Below are 7,372 nucleotides of genomic sequence, written 5' to 3'. Positions count from 1 at the left end.
TAGGCATTGAGGTCGTTGTCTTCCACCAGCAGCACATGGGTCGCCAAGGCCGTCATGGCAGTTCTTCCAGCTCGATGACGAAGCGTGAGCCACCGTCCTCGGGCGCCTCGTGGCGGAGGCGGCCGTTCATCAGGCCCAGCAACTGTGCGCTCAAGTAAAGCCCCAGGCCAGTGCTCTGCTGCTCGTGGGCGCCGCCGCCTTCGAGCTGGCTGAAGGGCTGGAAGAGCAGGGCGCGCTGCTGCTCGGGCACGCCGGGGCCGTGGTCCCGCACGGCGATGACGAGGCGGTCGCCTGCCAACCCCGCGCTGATCTCGACTTCGCCGTTTTCGGTGAACTTGATCGCGTTGCCGATGAGGTTCAGCAGCACCTGGGCCAGCTTGAGGCGGTCGCCCAGCCACGGCAACGGTGAGGCGGCGGCCAGCTTCAGCGTGAGGCCGCGCGCTTCGGCCAGCGGCCGCAACTGGCCGGCCACGCCGGCGGCCACCTCGGCCACGTCCAGCGGCGCGACGCTGAGCTCCGTGCGGCCGGCTTCGATGCGCGACAGGTCCAGCAGGTCGTTGATGAGGGCGAGCAGGTGGCGGCCGGAGCTGGCCACGAAGCCGAGCTGACGCACCTGCTCCGCGCTGACCGGGCCGCTGAGGCCGCCGCGCAGCAGGTCGGTGAAGCCGAGGATGGCGTTCAGCGGCGTGCGCAGCTCGTGGCTCATGCGCGCCAGGAACTCGGATTTGGCCCGGTCCACGGCCTGCAGCCGGCGGTGCTCGGCCGTCACCAGCTCGGCAGCCTTGCGCTCGGTGATGTCGCGCAGGAAGCCGACGAACAGCGTCTCGCCATCGAGCGCGAAGCGGGCGAAGCGGATCTCCACCGGCAGCTCGCGGCCGTCCGCGTGGAGGGCCAGGGCTTCAACGGCGCGCCAGTCCAGCCGCCTCTTGCCGGTGGCCATATGGCGAGCCAGGCCGGCGATGTGCGGCGCGCGCAATGCCTCGGGCTGCAAGACCGCCAGCGGCTGGCCGACGAGGCTGCCCGGCGCGTGGCCCAGCAGCGTGTGGATGGCCGGGTTGGCCAAGCGGATGCGGCTGTCGACGTCGATGATGACGGCGCCGTCGATGCTGGTCTCCCACAGCGAGCGGAACAGCGCCTCGCTGCGCGCCAAGGCCTGGCTGGCGGCCTCGTCCAGGCGAGCGCGGCGCAACACCAGGCCGGCGGCGGCCAGGCCGAAGAGCAGGGTGCCGACGATCAGCAGGCCGTTCAGCACGGTGCTGGTGAGCCGAGACGCCCGGCCCAGGCTGTCGGAGAAGCGCTGCTCCATCGGCGTCAGCCGCGCGTCCAGCGCCAGCACGCGGGGCTGCAGCGCGGCGCGGTCGGCGGCGGGCAGGGTGCGGGCCTGGTGCGCCAGCGCGGTCAGCTCGGCGATCAACTCGTCGGCCTCGCGCCAGGCGGCGATCGCGTCGGCCACGTGGGGCATGCTGCGGCAGCAGCGGTAGAGCCGGATCATGCCGGGCGCGTCGTCGGCATGGTTGCGCCCGTCAACGAAGCCCTGAGCGGCTTCGGCGTCATGCGCGCTGCTGCGGTCCATCGCCTCGCGGGCGCGCCGGTCGCTGAGCGGCACGGCGATCTCGCGCTCAAAGGCCTGGAACTGCGCCGCGTCGCCGGATTGCAGATACACCAGCAGCGCCAGCGTGGCGCTCTTCTGCGCGCGCGACCACTGGCTCTCACCGGCCACATAGGCCCGCGCCGCCGACAGCGAGGTCACGGCGAACAAGCCCAGCGCCGCCAGCAACGCCGCCATTGCCAACAGCAGCCACGCCGTGTGACGCGCACTGCGCGGCAGCGCGGGAGGCGGGGTGGACGCGGGGGTGAAATTCACCATGGCCGGGTGTGCCTGGTGCCTGCCGGCACGGGGGCTTGTGGGGTTAGGGCATCCTATGCTGCGCCAACCCCGGGAGGAGAGCGCAATGCGACGTGCATTCAAGGTGTTGCTGTGGGTTGTCTTCGGCCCCGTTCTGTTGTTGCTGCTGGTGATCGCCCAACGTCTGGGGCCAGCGCGCCTGGCGGGGCGAGACGGTCCCTGACGCCAAGCTGCTGCCCGTGCCCGCCGGCGACGACTGGAACTGCAACGCCGGCAAGGTCGATTGCATGGCGCGTTAGCGGGCTTCGGCGGTATCGCTGACGGCGCAGCCTCGGCCCAACCCGTGCTCGACCTCGGCCAGCAGCAACGCCGTGCCGGCCGCCGACCGTTCGGTCTGGTGGGCGCGCCGCCGCACCCGGCCTGAATCGCTCGGTGACTCTCCGGTGACTCCCCGGCTACTTCCCGGCGCCCCCGGCCGGCGGCGCCACCTCGAACGTGCCCACCAGCACCTGCTCACCGCTGCCCGACAGGCGCAGCACGACGCGCTGGTCCTTCTGCGCCTCGGTGCCGAAGCCGGTGGCCAGCCACAGCATCAGCGTCGTGTACGGCGACACCAGTTGTTGGCGGTGGCCGAAGAACTGCGCGCGCACCTCGTAGCGCCCCGGCTTGGCCTTGCGCAGCGAGAACTCCTCGGGCCCATAGCCGCCGGTGAAGTCGCGCGTCATGGCGCCGCCCTGGCGGGTCAGGCGGTGGGCGTAGTAGGCCTTCTCGCCGTCGGGGTCGGTCACCCAGAGGTCGATGTCGGTGTTGTCGGCATCCCAGCTCAGCACGGCGCGCAGGTTCAGCGGCAGGTTTTGCCGCAGCCGCGCGTCGACGCGGGTCAGGTCGAGCTTGGGCAGGCGGGCCGCGAGGGCGTTCAGCTCGGCCAGGGCGATCAGATCGATGTCGGCAAAGCGCCCGTCCCAGGAGCCGCTGGCCACGTCCCAGAGCAAGTCCAACGCACGTTGCGGTTGGGTCGGTGCCAGCGCGAGGGCGAGGTCGCGGTGGGACTGGGGTTCGTCCGGCGCCAGCTCGCGCACGCGCTCCAGCAGCGGCACGGCGAGCGTGCCCAGCTCGGCCTGCTGCAGGCGGTAGGCCAGGATGCGCAGGATGTGGCGGTTCTCCAGTTCCATCTCGGCGAGGTTGGACAGCACGCGCACAGCCAGGTCGCGCTGGCCCTTGGCGAAGAAGATCTCGGCCGCGTCGATGAAGAAGGCCGTGCTGGCCAGATAGCCGGGGCGCTCGTCGAGGTAGATCGCGTAGCGGTCGGCGTCGCTGGCCTCACGCAGACGGCGCACATACGCGGCGCCGGGCTCCCAGGCGCGCAGCGCGATGCTGGCGGTGGGGGTGGCGGGGGCGGCGGCGCTGTCTTGCTTGAGGCTCGCGCGCATGCCGGTCACCACCACCGATTCGAGCGCAGGAGCGGCCATGCTGGCCAGCGCTGGCGCTGGCGCAGGCGGTGCCGGTGCCGCCAGCATCGGCGCGGGCCTGGGTGCAGCCCTTGGCGCGGGCACAGGCGAAGGCGCCATGGCAACAGGGCTGGGCGGAGTCGGCATGGCAACAGCGGCAACGGATGGCGCAGGCGGCGGCGCGCTCTTGGGGAAGTCGCGCCCCCACCAGGCCTGGCGTTCGGCAAAGCGCCGCACGAGGCCCTCGATCTGCTGATCGCGGCCGGCCTGCCGCCTAGCGTTGCTCTGGCCCAGGCTCTGCTGGTAGGCCGCGCGCATGGCGGCCGTGGGCGGCACGATCTCGTAGCGCACGTAGTCGGCCAGCTCGTCCAGCACGATGAGCGAGGTCTCGGCGCTCAGCAGCCGGAACTCCTCGCCCAGCCGGCGGATCTGGCTGCGGTTGCGCTGGCGGTCGGCGTCCAGTTCGGCCACGCGCAGTTCCGCCCAGCGCCGCGCGGCCAGGGGCAGGGCGGCTTCGTCGGTCGGGCTCGCCTGCGGTGACGGCTCCGGCGCTTTCAGCTCCAGGCGGCGTTGGCTGCGCTGGCCTTGCGCATTGACCAGCGTCAGCGTGATGCGGGCCTGCGGCGCGGTGAGGCGCGCGGCGATGACGAGGCGGCCGTTCTCGGGGTGGATGGATTCGGCCACCAGTTGCTCCGCGCCCTCGGCGCTCAGGTCCACCAGGCGCAGGCCCGGCCGGGTCAGCGCGGCGAGTGCGGCCGGCGTGTCCAGGCGGGTCAGGTCGATGAGGCGGGCGCCACCGGCCTCGGCGATGCGGCGCAGCCGCGGCAGGTCGGCGCGCTGGGCGGCGTTGATGGTGAACACCGGCCCGGCCGGCGGCGTGGCGCCCAGGTCCGGCCAGGTGGCCAGGCCGTCACTGAACAGCAGGCTCAGCGTGTTGTCACCACTGCGTGCTGCAGCCGAGCCGGCGTACCAGGCGGCCGGGCTGCTGGCGCCGTCGTAGGGCAGCTTCTCCAGCACGCGGCGCAGGGCCAGCCAGTCACCGCCGCGCACGTCGAAGCGCTGTGCCGGCTCGGCAACGTCGCGCGCCACGGTGAGCTGCACGCGCAGGTCGCGCGCCGCCGAGAAGAGCGCTTCCAGCAGCGCGAACTCGCGGGCATGGTCGCGGTTGGCGCCGGAGCCCGAGGCGTCCCAGACGATCTGCACCTCGCGCGGCAGGCGGGCGTCGGCGCGGGTGTCTGCGGCGGCGATCTCGGCGTAGGCATAGGCGCGGCCATCGTGCGCCTGCACGACGACGTCGTCGCCGCCCGCCGCCGCCCAGTTCAGCGCCAGCGGCTCGCGCGGCTGCCAGTCGCGCCGCTGCACGCGCAGCGAGGTCTCTTCACCGCGGCTGAAGTTCTCGGCGCCGGCCAGCGCGCCCGTCGGCTGCAGCCGGGTGCCGCCGCGCAGGTCCACGCGGCCTTCGAACTGCGCGATCGGCTGGCCGAAATCCAGCGGCAGGCGGTACTGCAGCCGGCCTTGCGCGCCGGGGCGCAGCGTCTCGGCCAGTTGCAGCAGCACGCGCCGTTCGCCGTTGGGCGGCACGGGGTAGATGCGCAGCTTGAAGTTGTTGCCGGCGGTGCGTTCCAGCAGCGCCGGGTCGACACGGCGGCGCGAGATGTCGTCGAACACCTGGCGGCCTTTGTCCTTCGGCACGGGCACGGCGCTGACCATCTCGCCGCGCACGTCCAGCGCAAAGCCGACGACGCTCTGCGCCGCGTCCAACGGGAACTCCAGCGTGGCTTCGAGCTGGCGCGGGTTGGGGTTGCGCACGACGATCTCGATGCGCGTCTGCGCCTGCGTGCCGGCCAGCGTGGCCTGGACCTGCACGCGCTGCAGCGTCAGTGGCTGGCTGGCGTCGGGCACGATGAAGCGCGGCATCGGCGGCGTGATCGCCGCAATCGGCGGCAGAGGCTTCTGCAGCGGCTGAGTTGGCGGGCTCTGCGCGAACGCGGCCGAGGCCGTCAGCGTGAGCAGGGCAAGCAGCGAGGCAAGCGTCGGGGCAGAAGGCATGAAGGGTGTCCGGAACGGGCAAGTCAGGCGGGCGCCGACAGTACCTTGCCCAAACCAGCGTCGTCGGCGGCTGCGCCCTGTTCGCCAGCGTGAAGCCGGAAAAAAGGCGCAACCTCTGCTTCTACGGTGGCCGTTGGCAAACGGGGTGAACGAGCTTGCGGGCTCGCAGCGTGACCGGGCCGAAGTCGACAATGGCGCCACCCCCAACGTTGTCGGAAGCGCCACCCATGCTCCTCCCCGAAGACCACCTCGCCGTGCAAGACGCCATCCGCGCCTTCGTGCAGGCCGAGATCGCCCCCCACGCCGCCGCCTGGGACAAGGCCCACCACTTCCCCGCCGAACAGCTCAAGGGCCTGGCCGCCCTGGGCTGCTACGGCGTTGCCGTGCCCACCGAGTGGGACGGCGCTGGGCTGGACTACCTGGCCCTGGCCGTCATCTTGGAGGAGATCGCCGCGGGCGACGGCGGCACGAGCACGGTGGTCAGCGTCAACAACTGCCCGGTCTGCTCCATCCTGATGGGCTTCGGCAACGCCGACCAGAAGGAGCGCTTCCTGAAACCCCTGGCGCGCGGCGACATGCTCGGCGCCTTCTGCCTGACCGAGCCCCACGTCGGCTCCGAGGCCGGCGGCCTGCGCACCACGGCTATTCGAGACGGCGACGGCTACGTGCTGAATGGCGTCAAGCAGTTCATCACCAGCGGCAAGCACGGCGACGTCGCCATCGTCATGGCCGTGACCGACAAGGCCGCCGGCAAGAAGGGCATCAGCGCCTTCGTGGTGCCGACCAGCACGCCCGGCTACACGGTGGCGCGCATCGAGGAGAAGATGGGCCAGCACAGCAGCGACACGGCGCAGATCCTGTTCGAGAACTGCCGCGTGCCGGCCGCCAACCGCCTGGGCGAAGAAGGCCAGGGCCTGAAGATCGCGCTGTCGGGCCTGGAGGGCGGGCGCATCGGCATCGCTTCTCAGGCGGTGGGCATGGCGCGTGCGGCGTTTGAAGCGGCACTGCGCTACAGCCGTGACCGCGTCACCTTCGGCCAGCCCATCTTCAACCACCAGGCCGTGCAGTTCAAACTCGCCGACATGGCCACCCAGATCGAAGCCGCGCGCCAGCTGATCTGGCATGCCGCCAGCCTGAAGGACGCCGGCCGGCCGTGCTTGAAAGAAGCCGCTATGGCCAAGCTCTTCGCCAGCGAGATGGCCGAGCGTGTCTGCTCCGACGCCATCCAGATCCACGGCGGCTACGGCTACCTCAGCGACTTCCCCGTCGAGCGCATCTACCGCGACGTGCGGGTGTGCCAGATCTACGAGGGGACGAGCGAGGTGCAGAAGATATTGATTGGAAGGGCGTTGGCTTAGCCGAGCCTGATCTCTGCGGCCGGCCGCACGTGCCCGAGCCGGGGCATGACGAACTTGAACGAGGCCTGGTGCGGCTCGGTCAGCGGTGCGCTGCACAGGTCCTCGACGATCCACAGCTGGTAGCCGCGCTCCCAGGCCGCGCGAGCCGTGCCCTCCACGCCGATGTGCGTGACCATGCCACCGAGCACCAGCGTCGTGATGCCGCGCCGGCGCAGCTGCAAGTCCAACTCGGTGCCATGGAAGGCATTCCACTGCCGCTTGACGATGGCGAGGTCGCCCGGCTGCATCGGCAGCTCGGCGGGGTCGTCCCACCAGTGCGCCGGCAGGCCGCCGGGCGGCATGGGCGCAGGCTGGTCGGTGGTCTGCCTGAGCAGCTCGCCGAAGTCGCCAGACCAGCCCACCTTCACGCGCACCACCAGGCCGCCGTACTCTCGGACATGCGCCGCCAGTGCGGCGGCGCGCGCCACCACGCCGGCCGCGTCATGCGGTGCGCGGCCGAAACCGAGGATGCCTTGCTGCAGGTCGATGAGGACGAGGGCGGTCTGGGAGGGATTTAGAGGTTATCCGTAAATAGTAAACTCTCGTCCCGAACCGCCATTCACGCGGTGGTTGGGTTAAGGCATGGCGACACGCAAGAGAGTTGAGTCGTGGGTGGTGACCGATGATTTCTG

At 71.2% G+C, this 7,372-nt stretch carries 3 protein-coding genes and 1 pseudogene; 1 reads left to right on the top strand and 3 read right to left on the bottom strand.

The annotated features are described in order from the left end of the window. Positions 1-52: 52 nt before the first annotated feature. A complete protein-coding gene (locus ABIS05_RS26795) occupies positions 53-1,867 on the bottom strand; it encodes a PAS domain-containing sensor histidine kinase (protein ID WP_348010361.1) in 1,815 nt (604 codons plus the stop codon). 434 nt (positions 1,868-2,301) lie between these two features. Beyond that, entirely contained in the window at positions 2,302-5,343 is a 3,042-nt protein-coding gene (locus ABIS05_RS26790) for a VIT domain-containing protein (RefSeq protein WP_348010360.1), read from the bottom strand. A 227-nt stretch (positions 5,344-5,570) separates the two neighbouring features. Here ABIS05_RS26790 and ABIS05_RS26785 point away from each other — a divergent pair, with 227 nt between their 5' ends. Beyond that, the gene (locus ABIS05_RS26785; protein ID WP_348010359.1) at positions 5,571-6,701 is read left to right on the top strand and encodes an acyl-CoA dehydrogenase family protein; all 1,131 of its coding nucleotides are present in this window, start codon (positions 5,571-5,573) and stop codon (positions 6,699-6,701) included. Here ABIS05_RS26785 and ABIS05_RS26780 read toward each other — a convergent pair. Beyond that, positions 6,698-7,246: pseudogene (locus ABIS05_RS26780) on the bottom strand (hydrolase); the annotation flags it as partial. The gene ABIS05_RS26785 and the pseudogene ABIS05_RS26780 sit on opposite strands and share 4 nt — an antisense overlap. Between the last annotated feature and the right edge of the window lie 126 nt (positions 7,247-7,372).

The sequence above is a fragment of the Roseateles sp. genome (assembly GCF_039929605.1).
Taxonomy (GTDB): Bacteria; Pseudomonadota; Gammaproteobacteria; order Burkholderiales; family Burkholderiaceae_C; genus Pelomonas.
This window is presented reverse-complemented; position numbering and strand designations above follow the sequence as displayed.